General features: G+C 61.9%; 17 protein-coding genes. 11 read left to right on the top strand and 6 right to left on the bottom strand.

The annotated features are described in order from the left end of the window. Positions 1-13: 13 nt before the first annotated feature. Positions 14-1294, bottom strand: coding sequence for an MFS transporter (locus tag LDN82_RS03865; protein ID WP_224094346.1), 1281 nt, complete (start codon positions 1292-1294; stop codon positions 14-16). A gap of 468 nt (positions 1295-1762) precedes the next feature. Between LDN82_RS03865 and LDN82_RS03860 the strand changes: the two genes are divergently transcribed. From LDN82_RS03860 to LDN82_RS03835, 6 genes are all read left to right on the top strand, one after another. Continuing rightward, a complete protein-coding gene (locus tag LDN82_RS03860) occupies positions 1763-2305 on the top strand; it encodes an SRPBCC family protein (protein ID WP_224095134.1) in 543 nt (180 codons plus the stop codon). A 133-nt stretch (positions 2306-2438) separates the two neighbouring features. Further along, on the top strand, positions 2439-3059 hold the full coding sequence (locus tag LDN82_RS03855; protein ID WP_224166443.1) for a hypothetical protein: 621 nt from the start codon (positions 2439-2441) through the stop codon (positions 3057-3059). A gap of 100 nt (positions 3060-3159) precedes the next feature. Then, positions 3160-3897, top strand: coding sequence for a YcnI family protein (locus tag LDN82_RS03850; protein WP_224166442.1), 738 nt, complete (start codon positions 3160-3162; stop codon positions 3895-3897). 114 nt (positions 3898-4011) lie between these two features. Further along, the gene (locus LDN82_RS03845; protein ID WP_224094339.1) at positions 4012-4641 is read left to right on the top strand and encodes a DUF4232 domain-containing protein; all 630 of its coding nucleotides are present in this window, start codon (positions 4012-4014) and stop codon (positions 4639-4641) included. Between the two features lie 55 nt (positions 4642-4696). Further along, entirely contained in the window at positions 4697-9607 is a 4911-nt protein-coding gene (locus LDN82_RS03840; RefSeq protein ID WP_224166441.1) for an ATP-dependent helicase, read from the top strand. Continuing rightward, positions 9600-10430, top strand: coding sequence for a DNA-formamidopyrimidine glycosylase family protein (locus tag LDN82_RS03835; protein ID WP_224166440.1), 831 nt, complete (start codon positions 9600-9602; stop codon positions 10428-10430). Before LDN82_RS03840 ends, LDN82_RS03835 begins: the two co-directional genes overlap by 8 nt. Before the next feature lie 8 nt (positions 10431-10438). On the opposite strand, the gene LDN82_RS03830 is transcribed toward LDN82_RS03835, so the two are convergent. Beyond that, the gene (locus LDN82_RS03830; RefSeq protein WP_224166439.1) at positions 10439-11491 is read right to left on the bottom strand and encodes a LacI family DNA-binding transcriptional regulator; all 1053 of its coding nucleotides are present in this window, start codon (positions 11489-11491) and stop codon (positions 10439-10441) included. 329 nt (positions 11492-11820) lie between these two features. Here LDN82_RS03830 and LDN82_RS03825 point away from each other — a divergent pair, with 329 nt between their 5' ends. The 3 genes from LDN82_RS03825 (at position 11821) to LDN82_RS03815 (ending at position 15081) form a co-directional block, all read left to right on the top strand. Continuing rightward, complete coding sequence (locus LDN82_RS03825) at positions 11821-13131, top strand: sugar ABC transporter substrate-binding protein (RefSeq protein ID WP_224166438.1); 1311 nt, start codon at positions 11821-11823, stop codon at positions 13129-13131. Positions 13132-13211: 80 nt separating this feature from the next. Continuing rightward, on the top strand, positions 13212-14153 hold the full coding sequence (locus LDN82_RS03820) for a sugar ABC transporter permease (RefSeq protein ID WP_224094329.1): 942 nt from the start codon (positions 13212-13214) through the stop codon (positions 14151-14153). Beyond that, a complete protein-coding gene (locus LDN82_RS03815; RefSeq protein ID WP_224166437.1) occupies positions 14137-15081 on the top strand; it encodes a carbohydrate ABC transporter permease in 945 nt (314 codons plus the stop codon). Before LDN82_RS03820 ends, LDN82_RS03815 begins: the two co-directional genes overlap by 17 nt. A 33-nt stretch (positions 15082-15114) precedes the next feature. Here LDN82_RS03815 and LDN82_RS03810 read toward each other — a convergent pair whose 3' ends face one another. Further along, positions 15115-15807 (bottom strand): hypothetical protein, encoded by a 693-nt coding sequence (locus LDN82_RS03810; protein WP_224166436.1) that lies wholly within the window; start codon positions 15805-15807, stop codon positions 15115-15117. 60 nt (positions 15808-15867) lie between these two features. Here LDN82_RS03810 and LDN82_RS03805 point away from each other — a divergent pair, with 60 nt between their 5' ends. Then, entirely contained in the window at positions 15868-17322 is a 1455-nt protein-coding gene (locus LDN82_RS03805; RefSeq protein WP_224166435.1) for a PLP-dependent aminotransferase family protein, read from the top strand. On the opposite strand, the gene LDN82_RS03800 is transcribed toward LDN82_RS03805, so the two are convergent. Then, complete coding sequence (locus LDN82_RS03800) at positions 17319-17822, bottom strand: DUF4188 domain-containing protein (RefSeq protein ID WP_224094323.1); 504 nt, start codon at positions 17820-17822, stop codon at positions 17319-17321. The genes LDN82_RS03805 and LDN82_RS03800 overlap by 4 nt on opposite strands. Before the next feature lie 79 nt (positions 17823-17901). Here LDN82_RS03800 and LDN82_RS03795 point away from each other — a divergent pair, with 79 nt between their 5' ends. Next, a complete protein-coding gene (locus tag LDN82_RS03795; RefSeq protein WP_224166434.1) occupies positions 17902-18477 on the top strand; it encodes a TetR/AcrR family transcriptional regulator in 576 nt (191 codons plus the stop codon). Positions 18478-18555: 78 nt separating this feature from the next. On the opposite strand, the gene LDN82_RS03790 is transcribed toward LDN82_RS03795, so the two are convergent. Both LDN82_RS03790 and LDN82_RS03785 read right to left on the bottom strand, forming a co-directional pair. Then, positions 18556-19248, bottom strand: coding sequence for an SRPBCC domain-containing protein (locus LDN82_RS03790; RefSeq protein ID WP_224166433.1), 693 nt, complete (start codon positions 19246-19248; stop codon positions 18556-18558). Beyond that, on the bottom strand, positions 19241-19876 hold the full coding sequence (locus LDN82_RS03785) for a helix-turn-helix domain-containing protein (protein WP_224166432.1): 636 nt from the start codon (positions 19874-19876) through the stop codon (positions 19241-19243). Before LDN82_RS03785 ends, LDN82_RS03790 begins: the two co-directional genes overlap by 8 nt. Between the last annotated feature and the right edge of the window lie 69 nt (positions 19877-19945).

The following is a 19945-nucleotide window of genomic DNA, read 5'->3' as shown; positions in this document are numbered from 1 at the left end:
GGGACAGCGTGCTCTACGTACGGGGCGAAGCCAGGGACGATTTCTCCTGGTGTGCTGGTGTCGGAGTAGAGGCTCTTGATGCGGTGATACGCCCTACAACCAACACCAAGGCAAGAGCAATGATCACAGGCACGCAGACTGAAAGAACAATGAAGCTGGTATCCACGCCGAATCCAATGAGGACCCCGCCGAAGATCGGCCCAACCACGGATCCGAGTCGGCCCAGCGAAGCAGCCCATCCGACGCCGGCCGTCACGGTTGCTTGCGGATACAGTGTGACCGCCAGCGCCGTAGCGCCGATCATTCCGGCCTGGAGTCCCAGGCCGACTCCACCGAAGACCAGCAGCAGCAGAGTTTTGTCGGGGCCGAGAAACGCAGAAACAACAAGGAACGTAATGGCGACGGCCGAGGTTCCAGCCAGCACGGACGTCATGCGGAATCGACGCGATCCGACAATCAGCACGCCAGCACCCACGATGCTTCCGATGCCCAGAGCTGCTGACCCCAAGGGTGCTAGCCCGGCACTGAAGCCGTAACTGGTGAGCAGGGTCGGCAACCACGACGAGAACACGTAGAACACGGCGAATATGAGGAAGGAAAAGGCCCACAGGAGCAGCGTCCTGCTTCGAACAGAGGCATCGAACAGGCGGGCAACCGACGCATGGTGCTTGGCCTCGGGCGCTTCGTGGAGCGGGTCTGACGCTTGGCTGCCTGACAACCCGAACCACAGGAATGGCAGGAGAACGCCAGAGGCGATAGCACCCAAAATGAACACCCATTCCCACCCAAATGCGCCCACAATGCCACTGCCGGTGAGACCCGCAATGAGTGCCCCGAAGGAGATGCCCGTCATCACGACCACTGCAATGGATTGACGCAAGCGTGCGGGATTGACTGCGGTTGCATGCGATACAGCGGCTGGAAGAACGGCACCCAATCCCAGACCCGTTATGAACCGCAGAATCGTGAGTTCCACAATCGAAGTCGACCACGCTGTCAGCAGCGAACCAACAGTGAAGACCACAACTGCAGAAAGGATGACGTTCCGGGTGCCCAGCCTGGCCACGAGGCGTCCCACAGCGAGATATCCCAGAGCCACTCCGGCGCTGGTCAGCGAGAGGGCAGGAGTGAAGAACGAGGGCTGAACCCCCCAGTCCTTGGCAATCGTAGGTATGGACACACCCAGCGCGACCGTGTCATAGCCATCGAGCACTACAGCCGCGCATGTAAGAAACAGAACCCACCATTTCGGCTTTGCCTCTTCCTGTTTCTTGAATTCGCTCGTCGTGTCCATTGGACATCCTTAAGGTAGGGAGGGCTTCGAATCCAGTTTCGAAGCTGGGGCATCACCGGTTATCGGCGGCTGGACAAACCACGGCGAGAGATAGGCCTCCGTCATTGGAGGCTCCCTCATGCGACTTCTCAATTACCAACAACAGATGCAAATTCGCCGTCAAACGTGGCCCAAGTGCGGGGCTGGCGAGGTGCCGAACGTGGTGAAGATTATTGGCACTTCGTCATTTTTATCTTCTTAGTGCTTAAAGGTCAAGACCTAATTTGCTTGATACTAAGTATCTTATTGATGTTGGTGCTTGCCCTGACCTGAACTTCAGTCCAGCTATTTCCTGCCGAGTCCTACCCATACAGGTCCGCCCAGCAGCGACTTTTCGTAGGAACAGCCGCCGTGTCAGCAGTACATTAATCACGGATGCCACAAGACACCCTCGGAGCCACACCCACTGCGGAGGCAGCAATGGCCGGGTTGACCAATAAGACGAGCAAAAGCACCGACTACGAGTTCGTCACCGTGTGGCGTGTGCCCGGAACACGTGAGGAAGTGGTGGATGTCCTCGGCAACGCCGGTACCCTCAAGCAGTGGTGGCCTGCCGTCTATCTCCAAGTCACCCCGGTAAACGAGGGCAACCCGGATGGCACCGGTAAATCCTTCGACCTCCACACCAAGGGCTGGCTTCCTTACACCTTGCGTTGGCGGCTCACAGTTACCGAACCCGTTACCCTGCACGGCTTTGCACTCAAAGCCGAGGGAGACCTCAACGGCACTGGCCGCTGGACTTTCGAAACCGACGGCCCTGAAGTCGTCATCACCTACGACTGGCGGGTCAGCGCCGCCAAGCCACTCCTGCGCAGGCTGAGCTGGCTCCTGAAGCCTGCATTCTCGGCCAACCACCACTGGGCCATGGCGCGTGGCGAGGAAAGCCTGAAACTTGAGCTCCGCCGTCGCCGTCCTGGTGCGGACCTCAGCCGTATCCCGGAGCCACCCCGACCAACCTTTGTCCGCACCTAAGGCGCCGGCATCGCCACAAAGCGTCAAAGTATCCACATAGGCACCCATCCGAGGCCAGTCCAACTCCGAACTCCCGATAGAATCAGGACGCTGACAACAGCAGCATCCAGGCAGGCAATTTAGGGAGGACTCCGTGCGCTTATCGCAGCCCCGGGCACCCTTCCATGCCTTGCGGTCCGGCGCGATCTCGCTCGTTATCGTGTTTCTTGCTGCCGGAGCCCATGTGATCGGCGGCGGCGAACTTCCCGTTGTCCCGGTCCTGTTGGCACTTGTCGCCTTGACGGCATTGGCCGCGACGCTGGCCACGCGCTTCAAACTCAACGTCGCCTCCATGACAGCCTTGCTTGGAACCAGCCAGTTCGTACTCCACGAAGCCTTCACAGCTTTGAGTCCAGTGACGGCAACAGCCCAAGGAAATGCGCACCACGCCGCGGCCGAGTCCCTGAATCCTTTGCTCTACACAGCGGCGCCCCACCTCCATGAGCTGGACTCAACTCTGGGCGCCGTGATGTTGGCTGGCCACATCCTGGCCACGATCGGCTCTGCCGTGATCCTGGCCAAGGGCGAGGACGCACTGTGGCAGCTGGCGGCGTGGCTGCGTCCATTGGTTGCGCTGCCCACGCTGCTGTTCAGGCCCGACGCCGGCGCCTCCCCTATCGCCGTCGGCGCACCTGACGTTTTCCTGCCCCGCCCCTGGCGGAACCTGAGGCAAGACAGCCGCCGCGGCCCGCCCGCCGCCGTCGTTCTTCCCTGATTCCGCCCGGCACCAGCGCAACGCACCAAGCAGACGCCTTTGGTGACGGGCCATAAACCCGTACCCGGCGCCAACTCCGGCGCCCTTGAAAGGCAATCCCATGAAGAAGTCCACCCTCCGCCGTACCCTGTCCGCGACCGCTGCCGCCGGCGAAACCGCTGCCTTGATGATGGCCGGCCTGGCCGGAGCATCCGCACACGTATCGGCGGATCCGAACAAGACTGCCGCAAACTCGTACGCCCTGTTGACGTTCGGTATCCCCCACGGCTGCGACACGTTCGGCACAACAAAAGTCGCTATCTCGTTGCCCGAGGAACTGACCGATGCCCAGCCCACAGTCAACCCAAACTGGACCGTCGAGAAAGTTACGGAGACGTTGGCGGAGCCGAAGAAGCTGGACAATGGCACCACCATCACGAAGCGGACCAGCCAGATCGTGTACACAGCCAAGGCTCCGCTGGACCCGCATCTTCGTGATGCTTTGGTTCTCTCGGTCAAGCTGCCCGACGCCGCTGGCAAGACGCTCTATTTCCCCACTCTGCAGACCTGCGAGCAGGGCCAGACTGACTGGTCGGAGATCCCGAAGGAGGGACAGGACGAGCACGAGCTCAAGGCCCCGGCCCCGGCCGTAACCATCACACCGGCCGAAGCCGAAGGTGACCACCACGCAGCAGGCACGGTGTCAACGGAGCAGGCGTCATCGGTGACCGACGACGGATCACAGGCACGCAGCTGGGCGGGCCTTGTTGCCGGTATCGCTGGTTTGGGCCTGGGCGGCGCCGCGTTCTTCCGCGGCCGGTCAGCGAAGACAGCAGCGGCCAAGGTCGACGCAAAGTAACAGGGCGAACCTTTAGCGGATTGGCGTCCGGAAAGATCACGATCCGGACGCCAATCCTCTTTCCGTGCCGTGGCTCAATTGACTCGCGTCACACCCGGCGCAAGGCTGGTGCGCATGTGGACTCAGCGCATCAAAACCGGACTTGTGACAACGACGGCGGCAGCCTCGCTGCTGCTCCTTGCTGCTTGCGGGCCAAGCCCAAGCCCCGCAGGAAGCAGCAGTGCCCCGCCCACCTCATCTTCGGCATCTCCGACGTCGGCTTCCCCCAGCGCGAGCAACTCGCCTTCACCGTCGGGAACGGTCAGCTCCGAAGCACCCGCCGCCGAAGGTCAATGCAAGGCCGATTCCCTGACTGCCGCCACTGATTCCACTGGCGGCGGCGCTGCCGGAAGCATCTACGAAAAACTGATCCTGACGAACTCCGGAACCACGCCTTGTACCCTTGAGGGTTTCGCAGGCGTTTCTTTGACGGCCGACGCCAACGGTGCCCCTATCGGCGAGCCTGCTACCCGCGAAACCACCACGCCGGTCACCAAGATTGAGCTTGCCCCGGGCAAATCGGCGTGGGCTGAACTGCGCTACACCCAGGCTGGAAACTACGGCGACTGCACCAAGGTGCCTGCTGCCGGTTACCGCATCTACCCGCCAAATGACACCGCGTCACTGTTCGTTGCCGAGCAGCACGATGCCTGCAGCAACACCGGCATCAAACTACTGACCATCACTGCCTTCCAGGCCGTCTAACCATCAACCCACGGCTCGGGCTTATTCTGTCTGAGCCGTGGGGCATGATGGAGGAATGCAGGAGCAGCAGGCGTCCACGGGCGCCATCGGCCGTTTCAGCCAGGCAACCAGGGAATGGTTCCTTGGCGCTTTTTCCGCGCCCACCCCCGCTCAGGATGGCGCCTGGAACGCTATCTCTTCGGGCTCGCATGCCCTGGTGGTGGCCCCCACTGGTTCCGGCAAGACTCTTGCCGCCTTCCTTTGGGCCTTGGACAGGTTGCATTCCACGCCGTCGGACACGTTGCCGGGGTTGGAATCCGTCCCCGACGGGAAGGGGCGCGCCAAACGTCCTAAAACAAAGACCCGCGTCCTTTACATTTCGCCACTCAAAGCACTGGGCGTGGACGTGGAACGGAACCTTCGCTCACCGCTCATCGGGATAACGCAAACCGCCAAACGATTGGGACTGCCGGCACCTCTTGTGACAGTCGGAGTCCGCTCCGGAGATACGACGGCGGCAGATCGGCGCTCCCTGTTATCGAACCCGCCGGACATCCTGATCACTACGCCGGAGTCCCTTTTCTTGATGCTGACGTCCCGTGCCCGGGAAACGTTGAGCGAAGTAGACACCATCATCATCGACGAAGTGCATGCTGTAGCTGGAACCAAGCGGGGCGCCCATCTTGCGGTGTCCTTGGAAAGGCTGGATGCCCTTCTACCGAAGCCTGCCCAGCGGATCGGCCTCTCTGCTACGGTGCAGCCGCGTGAGCTCGTGGCCCAGTTCCTGGCCGGCCAGGCACCTGTGGAAATTGTGGCTCCGCCGTCCAAGAAGAACTGGAACCTCACAGTCACTGTGCCTGTGGAGGACATGTCGGACCTGCAAGGGGCCGCGGGCGCATTTGACTCCGGCCCTGCTTCCGGGCTTCAGCCGCAGGCATCCATCTGGCCCCATGTTGAGGAACAGATTGTCGATCTTGTCCTTTCCAAGCAGTCCACCATCGTCTTCGCCAACTCACGCCGCCTGGCCGAACGGCTGACCGCCAGATTGAACGAGATCCATGCCGAGCGGCAAATGTTGGCCGCGGCCGGCGGTGAGTGGGGTGCTGCCGGCAAGGCTGAGGATTCGGGAAGCTGGGGCACCGGGCCGGCCACCCAGTCCGCGGGGGCCGCTCCCGTGTCCACTGCGACGCCGGCGCATATGATGGCCCAGGCCGGCAGCACCAGCGGAGCAGATCCTGTCTTGGCACGCGCCCACCACGGCTCGGTTTCCAAGGACCAGAGGGCAATGATCGAGGATGACCTGAAGTCGGGCAGGCTGCGCTGCGTCGTTGCCACATCGTCACTGGAACTTGGCATCGATATGGGAGCCGTGGACCTTGTCATCCAGGTCGAGTCACCGCCCTCGGTAGCCAGCGGCCTACAGCGAGTAGGGCGTGCCGGCCACCAAGTGGGCGAGATCTCCGAGGGCGTGTTGTTCCCCAAGCACCGGGCTGACCTCCTTCACACCACCGTCACAGTGGAACGGATGCTGAGTGGCCAAATCGAGCGCCTCAGCATCCCCACCAATCCCTTGGACATCCTGGCCCAGCAAACCGTCGCCGCCACGGCCCTGGGCAGCATCGACGTCGAGGAATGGTTCAGCACCGTGCGCCGATCGGCGCCGTTTGCCAGCCTGCCCCGGTCCGCGTTCGAGGCCACGCTGGATCTCCTGGCCGGACGGTATCCGTCCGACGAATTTGCAGAACTTCGGCCACGCATTATCTGGGACCGGCATGCAGGCACCATTGAGGGCAGGCCGGGGGCACAGCGACTTGCGGTCACCTCGGGCGGCACCATTCCTGACAGAGGCCTTTTCGGCGTGTACATCATCGGCACGGAAGTTGAAGGATCCTCATCCCCGGCCAACGCCGATGGTGAAGGCCCCAGCGCCTCCGCCCGTGCCGCGAAAGGTGGGCGCCGCGTTGGCGAACTCGACGAAGAAATGGTTTACGAGTCGCGGGTAGGCGATATCTTTGCCCTCGGAGCCACCAGCTGGAAAATCGAAGACATCACCCACGACCGCGTATTGGTTTCCCCTGCTTTCGGCCAGCCTGGAAAGCTCCCCTTCTGGAAGGGCGATTCGCTGGGCCGTCCGGTGGATCTCGGCCGCGCTTTGGGAGCCTTCATCCGCGAGCTTTCCGCGGCCGACCCCGCACCAGCCATGGAGCGCTGCCAGGCAAGTGGGCTCGATGCCTTCGCGGCCGGCAATCTGCTGCAGTATCTGGAAGAACAGAAGCAGGCCACAAACATCGTTCCCAGCGATCGAACATTGGTTGTGGAACGTTTCCATGACGAACTCGGGGACTGGCGTGTTGTTCTCCACAGCCCGTTCGGAATGCCTGTTCACGCGCCGTGGGCTTTGGCCGTTGGACAACGCCTTCAGCAGCGGTACGGCTTGGATGGTTCAGCCATGGCCGCCGATGACGGCATCGTTCTTCGCGTGCCCATGATGGAGGACGAGCCACCCGGTGCTGAACTGTTCCTGTTCGATCCCGAGGAACTCGAACAGATCGTCACCGCCGAGGTTGGCGGGAGTGCGTTGTTCGCCTCGCGGTTCCGTGAGTGCGCCGCCCGCGCCCTGCTGCTCCCCCGTCAAAACCCGGCCAAGCGCCAACCCCTTTGGCAGCAGCGTCAACGCTCGGCCCAATTGCTGGACGTCGCCCGAAAGTACCCGTCCTTCCCTATCGTGCTCGAAACCGTCCGCGAATGCTTGCAGGATGTTTACGATCTGCCCGCCCTGAAGGACATCGCGGCATCGGTCGAACGCCGCGAACTGCGCATTGTGGAGACCACCACCCAGCAACCATCACCCTTCGCGAAGTCCCTGCTGTTTGGCTATGTGGCACAGTTCCTTTACGAGGGCGACTCCCCCTTGGCGGAGCGTCGGGCGGCAGCCCTCGCATTGGATTCCACGCTGCTCAATGAGCTGTTGGGCAGGGTGGAACTGCGCGAGCTTCTTGACGCCGCGGTCATTGATGCCACGGAACGCGAGCTGCAGCGGCTGGTGCCGGACCGTCGCGTGCGGGGAATGGAAGGCGTTGCTGACCTCCTCCGGTTGCTTGGTCCGCTCAGTGTTGAGGAAGTGGCGGAGCGCCTTGAGGAAGGGCCGGACGCCGGCTCACACCTTGCCGCACTCCAGAAAGCCAACCGGGCGCTAAAAGTAACGATCGGCGGCGTCGAGCGTTTCGCGGCAGTGGAAGATGCCGCCCGGCTGCGCGACGCCATTGGTGTCCCCCTGCCCATGGGCGTGCCGCTCGCCTTCATTGAGCCCGTCCACGATCCCCTGGGCGACCTCGTCTCACGGTATGCGCGCACGCACGGACCATTCACAGCAGCCGAGGCCGCATCCAGGCTGGGACTTGGCGTCGCCGTCGTCAATACCGCACTGAAGCGGCTCGCTGCCGATGGCCGTGTCGTGGAGGGCGAGTTCCGGCCACATGCCGTGGCGACGGAGAGCACCCCACTAGAGCCTCTGGACTCCGAGCTCATGTCCGCCGAGGCACCGCCGTCCAGCGAATGGTGTGATGCCGAGGTCCTGCGGAAGCTCCGGCGTCGTTCTCTGGCCGCCTTGCGCGCAGAGGTTGAGCCCGTTGACACTGCCGCCTATGGGCGGTTCCTGCCGGCATGGCAGAACGTGACCGCACCTGGGAAGTCCCGAAGCCAGGCATTGCGCGGACTCGATGGCATCATTACGGCAGTTGATCAACTCTCAGGCGTTCCCATTCCCGCTTCCGCATGGGAGCCATTGGTGCTCGCGAGCCGCGTGGCGGACTACAAACCAGCCATGTTGGACGAGCTCATGGCGGCCGGTGAGTTGTTGTGGTCCGGGGCTGGCGCCTTGCCGGGTAACGACGGTTGGATCAGTCTCCATGTGGCTGACTCCGCCGAGCTGACGCTCAATCCCGCCCCGGATTTCGAGCCCGGCGACGCCCAACAGCGGCTCCTTGACTACCTGGGTGCAGGTGGCGGTTACTTCTTCCGCCAACTCACCGAGGTGGCAGGCGGAATGGACTCTGTGCTGAGCGATGATGCCGTGGTCTCGGCGCTCTGGGATCTGGTGTGGGCCGGCCGCGTCACGGGCGACACCTTTGCTCCCGTGCGGGCCATGATCGCCGGTGGGCGCACAGCACACCGGCAGGTGGCCAAGGCACCTCGCGCCCGTGCCCCGAGAATGAGCAGGTTGGGGCGCTCCCACGGTACGGGCCTACTGGGCTCCCCCGGGCTTACGGGTGGGCGCTATGGTTCCGTCTCCGGCACCGCTCCCGCCCCGCCATCGGCCGTAGGACGCTGGTCCGCGCTCCCCTCCCCCGAACTCGACCCGACCATCCACGCTCGCGGTACCGCCGAGCTTCTGCTGGACCGCTATGGCGTCGTCACCCGGGGCTCGGTCATGGCCGAGAACATCATCGGCGGTTTCGGCCTCATGTACAAAGTTCTGGCCCGTCTCGAGGAAGCCGGGCGTTGCCGCCGCGGCTACTTCATCGAGCACCTGGGAGCGGCCCAATTCGCCGTCCCAGCGACGGTGGACAGGCTCCGTTCCTTCACCGAAGATGCGCGCATCACCAAGGCAGAACCCACGGCACTGGCACTTGCAGCCACGGACCCGGCCAACCCTTACGGTGCCGCCTTGCCGTGGCCGGCGCTGTCCGTCGACGCCGGTTCCGGACACCGCCCCGGACGGAAGACCGGCGCGCTGGTGGTGATGGTCGACGGCGCGTTGGTCCTTTATGTTGAGCGCGGCGGTAAGACTCTTCTCACCTTCAGCCACGACGACACCGTCCTTGCGGCGGCTGCCCAAGCTTTGGTGGACGTGGTGCGACGCGGAGCAGTGGACAAGCTTTTCATGGAGAAGGTCAACGGTCACGACCTCCTGGACACTCCGATTGCTGCTGCTCTTGCGGCTGCCGGAGCCTACTCAACCCCGAAGGGGCTGCGGATCCGTGCCTGAGGGAGACTCCATTTGGCGCGCAGCTTCGCGCCTTAACGCGGCCTTGGCCGGGCAGGTCATAACAGCTTCAGACTTCCGGGTACCGCGTTTCGCCACCCTGAACCTAGCGGGTTGGACAATGACCGAGGTGGTCCCCCGGGGCAAACACCTACTCATGCGCCTGGTGGGACCTGCGGACGAGGCGCCCGGAGCGAGCAGGAAACCGCGTGAGCTGACCATCCATTCCCATCTCAAGATGGAAGGCAGTTGGATGGTCTACCCGCCGGGAGGCCGCTGGACGAAGCCAGGCCACACTGCGCGTTGCGTGCTGCGAACGGCTTCCGTTGACGCGGTCGGGTTCTCGTTGGGCATTCTTGAGGTGGTCCCAACCAGCGAGGAAGATCGGATCGTCGGGCATCTGGGGCCTGATCTACTCGGCCCTGACTGGGATGAAGAAGAAGCCCTCCGCCGGCTCCAAGCTGAACCTGACGTCCCCATCGGCTACGCACTGCTCGATCAGCGGAAGCTTGCCGGGATCGGCAACATCTATCGCTGCGAAGCGTGCTTCCTTTCCGGAATCCACCCCGCGTTGCCTGTGGGCTCAGTGCCGGACCTCGCCACGACAGTCAACGATGCGAAGCGGCTCCTGGGCGAGAACCTGGGTCCAGGCCTGCGGACCACCTTGGGGCCCCGGGCGATGAGGCCCGGCTACTGGGTTTATGGCAGGGCCCGGCAGCCATGCAGGCGCTGCGGAACACCTGTTCGTCGCGACGTCCTCGCAGCGCCGGATGGAACCGAAGAGCGGGACATCTACTTCTGTCCCAGATGCCAACCACTTCCGTAGGCGTGTTGCTACCCACCGCCCACGAGGTTGTCGTCGCCCTTAAATCCTGTTGATTCCCGTTTGACGATTTTGAAGTCTGCTTTGACCGTCTTGGGTGGTGATTTCCCGTCCCTTTCCTGAATTCGGTTCACCAAGAGATCCACTGCCGTCTCTGCGATCTCAAGCCTGCCAGGGTCAACGCTGCTGAGCGAGGGCAGGGAGAACCGGCCCTCATCGAGGTTATCGAATCCGATCAGGGCAACATCGTCGGGTACGTGGAGGCCGGCCTGGGCAAGAGCGCGGAGGGCACCGAGCGCAAGGGTGTCGTTGAGGGCGAATATCGCGTCGAATCCGGTGCCGTCGGCAATCAGACGCCGTATGGCGGCCACGCCCGTTTCCCGGACCCAGGTCCCACCTCTCACTACGAGTTGGGGGTCATACTGGATGCCTGCAGATTCCAAAGCTTGACGGTAGCCCCGCTCGCGCAGACTCGCCGAACTCGCGTCATCGGCTATGGCCTCTGGAGCCCCGATGAGCGCGATTCTGGTTCGCCCGATGTCCAATAAGTGTTCCACCGCAGCCCGGGCGGACGACGTATTGTGCATTGTTACGTGGTCGGTCGGCCCTCCGAAAATACGTTCGCCGAGGAGGACGAGTGGATCGCCCGTGGTGAGGACATCCACGTCCTGCTGTCCGATTGCCGCGGGACTAAAAAGCAATCCGTCGGTGAAACGCATCTGTCCGCCGGAGAGGATCGAAATCTCCAGCTCACGATCCCCGTTGGTTTGCTCTATGAGGACACGCAGCCGTCGCTTGGCAGCAGCACGAATGACAGAATCCGCCAACTCGGCGAAATAGGTCTCACGAAGGGAGGGAACCGCGAGGCCGATAACTCCGGTCTTTCCCGAACGCAGACCACGTGCCGAAAGATTGGGCCGATAGCCCATCTCATCCACAATTTGCCGCACCCTAAGTCTGGTGGCCGGGCCGACCTTTGGGTTGTCGTTGAGGACATTCGATACTGTCTTGATCGAAACTCCGGCTGCCCGGGCCACATCATGAATAGTCGGATTCGCGTTCATTCAGTGCCCTTCCTACCCTGCAGCATCTCCTGCGAGGGCAATGCCTAGATCATAGCTTCACGCAATCTTCCGGATTTTCCTTGACGCTCTCGCAGCATCCACCTACCATGAGGTTCAACGTTGTACCTACAGACGCTCACCTCCTCTGCGCGACCCGCAAGACACATGAGCACTGAGCCCTGAACAGCTCCGAGCCTGTGGAACACCACACGAACTACACGTGCCATGGATGCTTTTGCATCTAAGGTACAACGTTGTACCCAACACGTTCACCCCGGCCCATGGCGGAGCTCCCCGGGCAAAAATCATCGATACGAAGGAGTATGTAAATGCCAAAGAAGATTCTTGCGGCAGCGGCGATAATTGCCTCTGTCGTAGCCTTAAGCGGCTGCTCGGACGGAGGAAACGCTTCGGCCAAGAGCGGAGTTCCTACCGACAAACCCATCACCCTCACCGTCTGGAGCTGGGACGGTACTGTCAAGGAAGCCGTGACAGGGTTCGAAAAGCTCCATCCGAACATCACTGTCAATGTGGTCAATGCCGGTTCATCCACCGATGAGTACACAGCATTGGACAACGCTATTCAGGCCGGATCAGGGGTGCCGGACATTGCAATGTTCGAGTACTTTTCGCTCCCCCTCTTCGCTATCCCCGGCAAGCTCACTGATCTATCGCCGTATGGCGCCCAGGACCTCGCTTCTGATTATGTCGATGCCGCCTGGGGCAACGTGACCATCGACGGCAAGCCCTACGCTCTTCCGTCTGACTATGGCCCGGCTGCGATGTTCTACAACCAATCAGTCCTCGCACAAGCAGGCGTCCCTGCACCTCCCACAACCTGGGACGAGTTCTATCAGGCCGCCAAGAAGGTCCGGGCACTCGGCGGGGACCACTACATCACCAATGACTCTGCCGACATCTTCCTGCTGATGTCCCTGATGTGGGAGGGTGGCGGCCACCCATTCAAAGTGAACGGGACGGAGGTGACCATTGACTTCAACGACGCGGGCAGCAGCCGCGCCGTGGCCTTCTGGCAGAAGCTCCTCGATGAAGACCTCGTCAACACAAAGGTAACCAACTGGTCCGATGACTGGAACCGGGGACTGAACGAGGGCGCCCTTGCAACGCAGCTCATCGGCGGCTGGTTCACCTCCACCCTCCCTGAGCGCGCACCCGACGCAGCTGGAAACTTCCGGGTCGCCCCACTCCCCCAGTGGGAGGCCGGCGAAAAATCCGGCGGGGAAAACGGCGGAAGCGCCATGGCCATTCCAGCGGCAGCGCAAAACAAGGAAGCGGCCTACGCATTCCTCGAGTACTTCACCCACGGTGACGGACTCCAGCCGCGCATCGACGCAGGAGCGTTCGTTCCCAACCTCTCAAACCTCAACAGTGAGTCTTTCCTGAGCAAGACAAACCCCTTCTTCGGAGACCAGAAATACAACCAGGTCCTCGCAGACGCATCCAAGAACGTGGCCACCGGCTGGCAGTATCCGCCGTTCTTCGGATGGGCGCGCTCAAGCTACGAGGACGTTGCCGCCCCCTTGTACGACAGCCGTCAAGGCACTCTTGCGGAGGTCCTGGAGACCTGGAAGAAGCGCAGCATCGAGTACGGCAACGAACAAGGATTCTCTGTCCGTTAGCGGCGTGCGGTGCCGCGTGAGCCTTCACGCGGCACCCACCGGCCGTTACTGCAGATGAAACATGAAAGAAGGACTCCTCCATGAGCAGGCAAACGCTCACGAACCGCATAAAGGTTTCAGACAACGTACCCGTTCGCCAATCCCTCAGACAGCCTAAACGCCGCAAAGTGGGCCTGCTCTTCATTGCGCCCTTCAGTGTGCTGTTCCTCTTCGTCTTCATCGTCCCGATCTGTTATTCCGCCTACATCAGCCTGTTCCAGAACAAGCTGATCGGAGGAAGAGTCTTCATTTGGTTCGACAATTACGTAAAGCTTTTTCAGGACAGCCAGTTCTATGACGGCGTAATTCGAGTCGTTCTTTTTACCGCCATCCAAGTCCCCATCATGCTGTTCAGCGCCATCGCCCTGGCGCTTGCCATCGATTCCCTTCGGCTCCACGGTTCCCGGTTCTTCCGCATCGTGGTGTTCCTGCCCTATGCCATCCCCGCCATCGTCTCAACTCTTATGTGGGGCTTTATGCTCGGCATCCGGTATGGACTTATAGGAAGCCTCAACAAGGCTGCAGGCACATCCTTCAATCCATTCGCTCCCGAAACAACGATGGTTTCAATTGGTGTCATGGTGACGTGGGGATTCACCGGCTACAACATGCTGATCTTCTATGCTGCTCTCCGGGCAGTCCCCCGCGAGCTCTACGAGGCCGCGGCAATCGATGGAGCAAACGAGTTCCAGATCATCCGGCACATCAAGCTCCCGGCGCTGCGGAGTTCACTTATCGTGACGATCATTTTCTCGATTATTGGCACCTTCCAGCTGTTCAACGAACCAAATATTCTCGCAACGCTCGTGTCCAACAGCGGCATAACCTCCTACTACACACCGAACATGTACGCGTACAGCCTCGCTTTCACCGGCTCACAGCAGGGATACGCCGCGGCACTTGCCCTGGTCATGGCAATCTTCACCATTGCCATCGCGTACGTGGTTCAAATCAAGGGAATGAAAAATGTCCTCAACAAGTAGCCCCATTGCACCAGTGACAGACCGGGCAACACCTACGCCCCAAGCTCCCCTGCGGCGCCAGAAGACTTTGTACACGCTGGCCAACCCGAGGAAGAGCACGTCCCTGACCCTTGTGACCGGGCTGTTCGCGCTTTACTGTCTCATTCCCATGGCTTGGCTCGTGATAAATGCCACCAAGTCGCAGGGAGATTTCGTTTCCTCATTCGGGCTGGGCTTCGGCGAACGGTTCGCGTTGTGGGACAACATCGTCCAGGTGTTCACCTTCCAGGACGGCATCTTTTCGCGTTGGCTGCTGAATACCATTCTTTACGTTGTAGCCGGCGCACTGGTGTCGACGTTCCTTGCCGCCTTGGGAGGCTATGCGCTCGCGAAGCACGACTTCGTGGGCAGACGCGTATTCCTTCTCATCGTGCTCGGTTCCATTTCTGTTCCCGGCATAGCACTTGCCATTCCGCAATTCCTGCTCTTTGCCCAGCTCGGAATAACCAACACGCCGTGGGCCGTCCTGATCCCTTCCTTCATCAACCCCTTTGGCCTGTACCTTATGTGGGTATTTTCCGATCAGGCCGTGCCCAACGGATTGATCGAGGCAGCGCGGATCGACGGCGCCGGGGAACTGCGCATCTTCCTGCAGATCGCTTTTCCCCTGCTTGCGCCCGCAACAGTCACCGTGCTGCTTTTCTCGTTCGTCTCAATCTGGAACAACTACTTCCTGCCGCTCATCATGCTTAAGGACCCAGCCTGGTACCCGCTAACGATCGGAATTAACCAGTGGAACAAGCTGGGCTCCACGGCAGGGAATGGCGAGCTCATCCAGAATTTGGTCATTACCGGCTCACTACTGATGATCGTTCCACTGATCGCGGCCTTCCTCAGCCTCCAGCGTTATTGGCAATCGGGTCTTTCGCTTGGAGCCATCAAGGACTGACGGATTCCAGACGACCAAGCTGCTGGCCGTTCGTCAGGCAGCTGGCGCGGCCGGCGCGGCCTCCACGGCTTCCGCGTGGGTGGTCGCGTTGGCCGTTTCCGGGACGTTTGCCGTTTCCGGGACCTTGGCCGGTTCCAAGGTCTTAGCTGGCTCCGGCACCATGAACTTCGGCAGGAGCACCTGCACGATCGGGCCGATTGCCAGCGCGTAAACCACCGTACCCACACCAACGGAGCCACCCAGCAGGAAGCCCACGGCGAGGACTACTACTTCAATTCCCGTCCGGACCAGGCGGACGGACCAGCCTGTTCGGCGAACCAGTCCCGTCATGAGGCCATCGCGGGCTCCCGGGCCGAGGCGTGCTCCGATGTAGCAAGCCGAGGCGATTCCGTTGAGGATCACGGCGCCGGCCAGCATGGCAATTTGCCCGCCCAGATGTGAGAACTCCGGGATGAGCCACAGACCCAGATCAGCGAAGACCCCCACCAGCACTGCGTTCGCCAGCGTTCCGATCCCGGGCATTTGCCGCAGCGGGATCCAGAGGAGGAGGACGAGGAAGCTGACCGCGATCACCACAACACCAATGCTGAAGCCAGTCTTTTCCGAAAGGCCCTGGTGGAAGACGTCCCAGGGATCCAGGCCAAGCCCGGCGCGGATAAACATGGCCAGGGAGATGCCGTACATCGCGAGGCCGATCAGGAGTTGTGTGATTCTTCGGGTCATCATGTAACCATGGTCGTGGAAAACTGGCCTTGCATTCCATAGCCAGTTTGGAATACTGGTCCCATGCCCGGCTCACTGAATCCCACCGCACTCGTCCGTCTCCTGGGCTCTTGGAACAACGGCGCCCTGCCCGCCTACCGGGAGCTGGCCGACGTCGTGCGCCTGCTGGTCATGGATGGGCGCATCCCGCTTGACGTCGCGCTCCCCAGCGAGCGGGCGCTGGCGCAGACCCTCGGCCTAAGCCGCACCACTGTCACCGCGGCCTATGCGAGCCTGCGCGAGCAAGGTTTTCTCACCTCGGGCCAGGGCAGCCGTGGCAGGACGAGCATCCCTCACCGCGCCGCACCTGTGAGCATTCCGGGCCTTGCCGCGCCCGAGGGACTCCTGGACCTGGCCTACGCATCACTTCCGGCCGCCGGCGAAGTTGTCCACCGGGCATTCGCTGACGCCCTCACCGAACTGCCTGCGTTGCTCCCCGGCTTCGGGTACGACGCCCTTGGAGTTCAGGCATTGCGTCAGGCGATCGCTGGGAAATACGCCTCGGAAGGTGTGCCCACCACCCCGGATCAGATCCTGGTGACGTCCGGCGCACAGCACGCCCTCAACATCGTTCTCCATACGCTGGTGGGAAAGCAGGACAGGGTTCTGGTGGAACACCCCACGTATCCCAATGCCTTGGACGCCATCCGGGCAGCCGGCTGCAAAGTGCTTCCCGTGCCGTTACCGCCCCACGCCTCACCTGCTTGGGACGTTGATGCGATGGTCTCCACAATGAACCATCAGCGCCCCGCAATGGCCTACCTTGTGCCCGATTTCCACAACCCGACCGGGCGCATCATGTCGGACCTGCAGCGCCGCCGCTTGGCCCGGGCGGCCGCTGCCGCCGGAACGGTTCTGGTGGTGGACGAGACGTTGCGGGGGTTGAACCTCGACGGCGTCCGGACCTCGCCGATGTCCGCCTTCAATCCCAGCGTGGTTTCGATCGGTTCGCTCAGCAAATCCCACTGGGCGGGACTCAGAACGGGCTGGATCCGGGCGGAGGAGGAGATGATCACCCGGTTCGTGGCGACGAGGACCACCATGGACCTGGGCGGACCAGTGGTTGAGCAGTTGGCCGCCGCACGATTGGTCAGGTCCTTCGCGGAACCGCTCGACGCCCGCCTGGACCAGTTGCGGCACAATCGGGAATCGCTGCTGGCCTTGCTTGCAGAACACCTGCCGGAATGGGAAGTGGAACGGCCCCGCGGCGGGCTCACGGTTTGGTGCCGCCTGCCCAGCGCCTGCAGCACCGCCCTCACTGTGCTGGCGCCGGATTTCGGGCTACGGTTGGCGGCCGGACCACGCTTCGGAGTCGGCGGAGCTTTCGAGCATTACCTGCGCGTCCCCTACACCCTGCCGCCCGCGCAACTCGAATTCGCCGTCAGTGGACTGCATGCCGCCCAGCAGAAGCTCGACGCCTCGCCCCAACTCCGCCGGACCCTGAAGACCGAGCGGCCGGCCGCCGTCGCAATCGCCTAGGCGCCCGCCGTTGAGGTCCGGGCAGCTGAGCCCATGCGCTGCTTCGCCGTGTTGCTGCCCGGGCCGACGGGAACATGGGAAGTTGCCTTGGCCAGGCCAAAAAGCGGCATCCCGTTGTACACCACTTCAATGCCCGACGCCGGTACCTGGTACGTCTCGTGCCAGACCCCGATGTCGCCACTGCCGGCAATTTCCTTCATGAACTTCCGCCATGGCCCCAGGTGTGGCGAATCGCGGTCCGCGGCAAAGCGCCTCAGATGCTCAGGACTTTCCCAATAACTGAGCAGGATGGTGGTGCGCCCAAACCACTGCTCGCTGCCGAGCAACCCTGCCTCGGGATTGGCGGCCAGATGTCGCATCATCGTAGGCATGGCTGATGCCACCCGCCCCACCTTGCCCATCTTCCACCACCGGTTGGCGCGCATCCCGATCAGGAAGACGGTCACTGTTTCGCGCCCGATGTCCGCCGTAAAACGGCCGGGAAAGATCTCCTGTGCCATGTCACTCCTTTGGTGGGGAATTCGGGATTCCCGGTTTCATAACGTTGTTATGAAACAATGTTATGAAACACTTGGACGTATGGCAAGACCCATAGTTCACGATCAGCACGTCCAGCAACGGCTCCTTGTAGTGACCGCCGAACTTGTGGACCGTGAAGGCCCCGCGCGTGTCACTCTCCGCGATGTTGCCACAGCCGCAGACACGTCCACCTCTGCGATCTACTCGCTCTTCGGTGGGAAAGCGCAACTCCTGACGGCCGCCGTCGACGACGGTTTTCGCTCCTTTGGGGAGTCCCAGCAGGCTGCGGCAAAAGACGGACTCCGCGGCCTGGGCAGCGCATACCGCGAGTGGGCCTTGCAGCATCCAGCCCTTTACCGGCTGATGTTCGGCGGCGCACTGGCGGCCTATGTTGATTGCAGCCCGACGCCGGAGGTCGCCTCAGCCTCCATGCTTCCCCTGGTGGAGGCGGTCACCAAGGCGCAGCAAGCGGGAGGGCTCCGACAAGACGACCCCGCTACCGTGGCCATGTCGATTTGGGGGCAAGTTCACGGCTTGGTCAGCCTGGAGCTGGCGCAAGTGGACAACCATGGCACGGATTGGGCGGGAATCTACGAGGCAGCATTGGACGGTGTCGCCCGCGCGTGGGCCCCGTAAACGCAAAGTGACTGGCAGTAGTTGTTGTTCCCAGCGCTGGGAACAACAACTACTGCCAGTCAGTTGGGCGGGAAACCCCTACGCGTAAACCTTCTCCAGAAACGCACCCCACGCCTTCGCCGTCAGCTCGGAGTCTCCCGAGCCACCGAATTCATGCACGGTCATTCCTACCGGTGCACCAAAAGCGTTCCTACCGAAGAATCGGAAGAGCGTATCTGCGGTGCGCAAGCCCAGGAAGTTCTCGTTGGAGAAGTCCACCTCGCCACTCAGCCGGCCTACGCCGTCGACGTCCACCTCAAATGGCGTACCGGCTTCCACGCCGTCCACGGCCAAGGCCTTTTTCAGTTGCACAAATCCGTCGGGAGTCTGCGACGAAGCAGGCGCCTGGATATCCGTGAAGACCACGGGCTGCCCATCGAAGTACTGCAGATACTGGCCCAGGGTGTGGAGGTAGAACTCCGTGTGCTTGCTGGCGCCGTCGTACTGTTCGTCCCAGTTGTCGTCAAAGATGCCGCTGTGGACATAGTGGAGCTTTGCCCGGCCACCCTCCACAGGCTCCAGGACATGCTCCAATTGGTTGAACCAACCGTTGGGACCTTCCATCCGCGACACAAGATGGTTGGGATATTCCTCTACAGTCTTCACGTCGGGCCACTGGTCCGTGGGAAACATCCAGGCCGCCGTGTCCTTGGTGACCGCCTGCCACACCCGCTCAGGAGTGCCCGGCAGTTCGGTGTCCGCCACGATCTCGAATTTCCGGTTGTCAGTCATTGCCTTGTTCCTTTTCTGCTGATTTTTCCGTTGACTGCGTCTTGAGTGTGGGATGAAGTACGACGACGAGCCGGTGCTTTCGTGCGCCGCCCGCCACTGCGGTAGCACCGCCGTCGTGATATTTATCCACGAGGCGCGTGACGGCTACGCCGAGTTCCTCAGCGAAAGCGGCGCGGTCCGCCGCTGATCGGAAAGTAATTTCGCCGTCGATCGCGAAGCTCGCGAGCTTCTTCTTGGCCGCGGCCGCACCCGAAATAAGTTTGCCCATTTCCTGAACAGTGCGGGAGGCGAGCGCCAGGAGCCAGAAGGCGGAGAACCTGTCGGCGAAACGCTGCGGATCCGGGGCGACCGACGCCAACGCGACGGGCGAGATCAGGTACGAGGCCGCCGTCGCCTGGAGGACGCGCTCGGTGACGTTGCCTTTCCGGCGCTCTTCCACAAGCTCCACCAAGCCATGCCGCTCCAGGGCTTTGAGGTGATAGTTGACCTTTTGCCGGGGTAGCCCTACCTTGGCGGCCAGTTGAGTGGCCGACCCAGGCTCGGCGAGCTCCTGCAAAATGCGCGTGCGGATCGGATCCAGCGAGGCCTCTGCCGCGGCTGCGTCCTCAATCACTTCGATGTCCAACATGCTTCAAGTATGCCTACCGACAAATTTTATTGTCAAGAACTTTTTTATCGTCGGTCTGCGACTGCGTTG

The sequence above is a fragment of the Arthrobacter sp. StoSoilA2 genome (assembly GCF_019977195.1).
In the GTDB taxonomy this organism is placed as follows: domain Bacteria; phylum Actinomycetota; class Actinomycetes; order Actinomycetales; family Micrococcaceae; genus Arthrobacter.
Note: the sequence above shows the minus strand (reverse complement) of the source record. Positions and strands in the feature narration are given on the sequence as shown.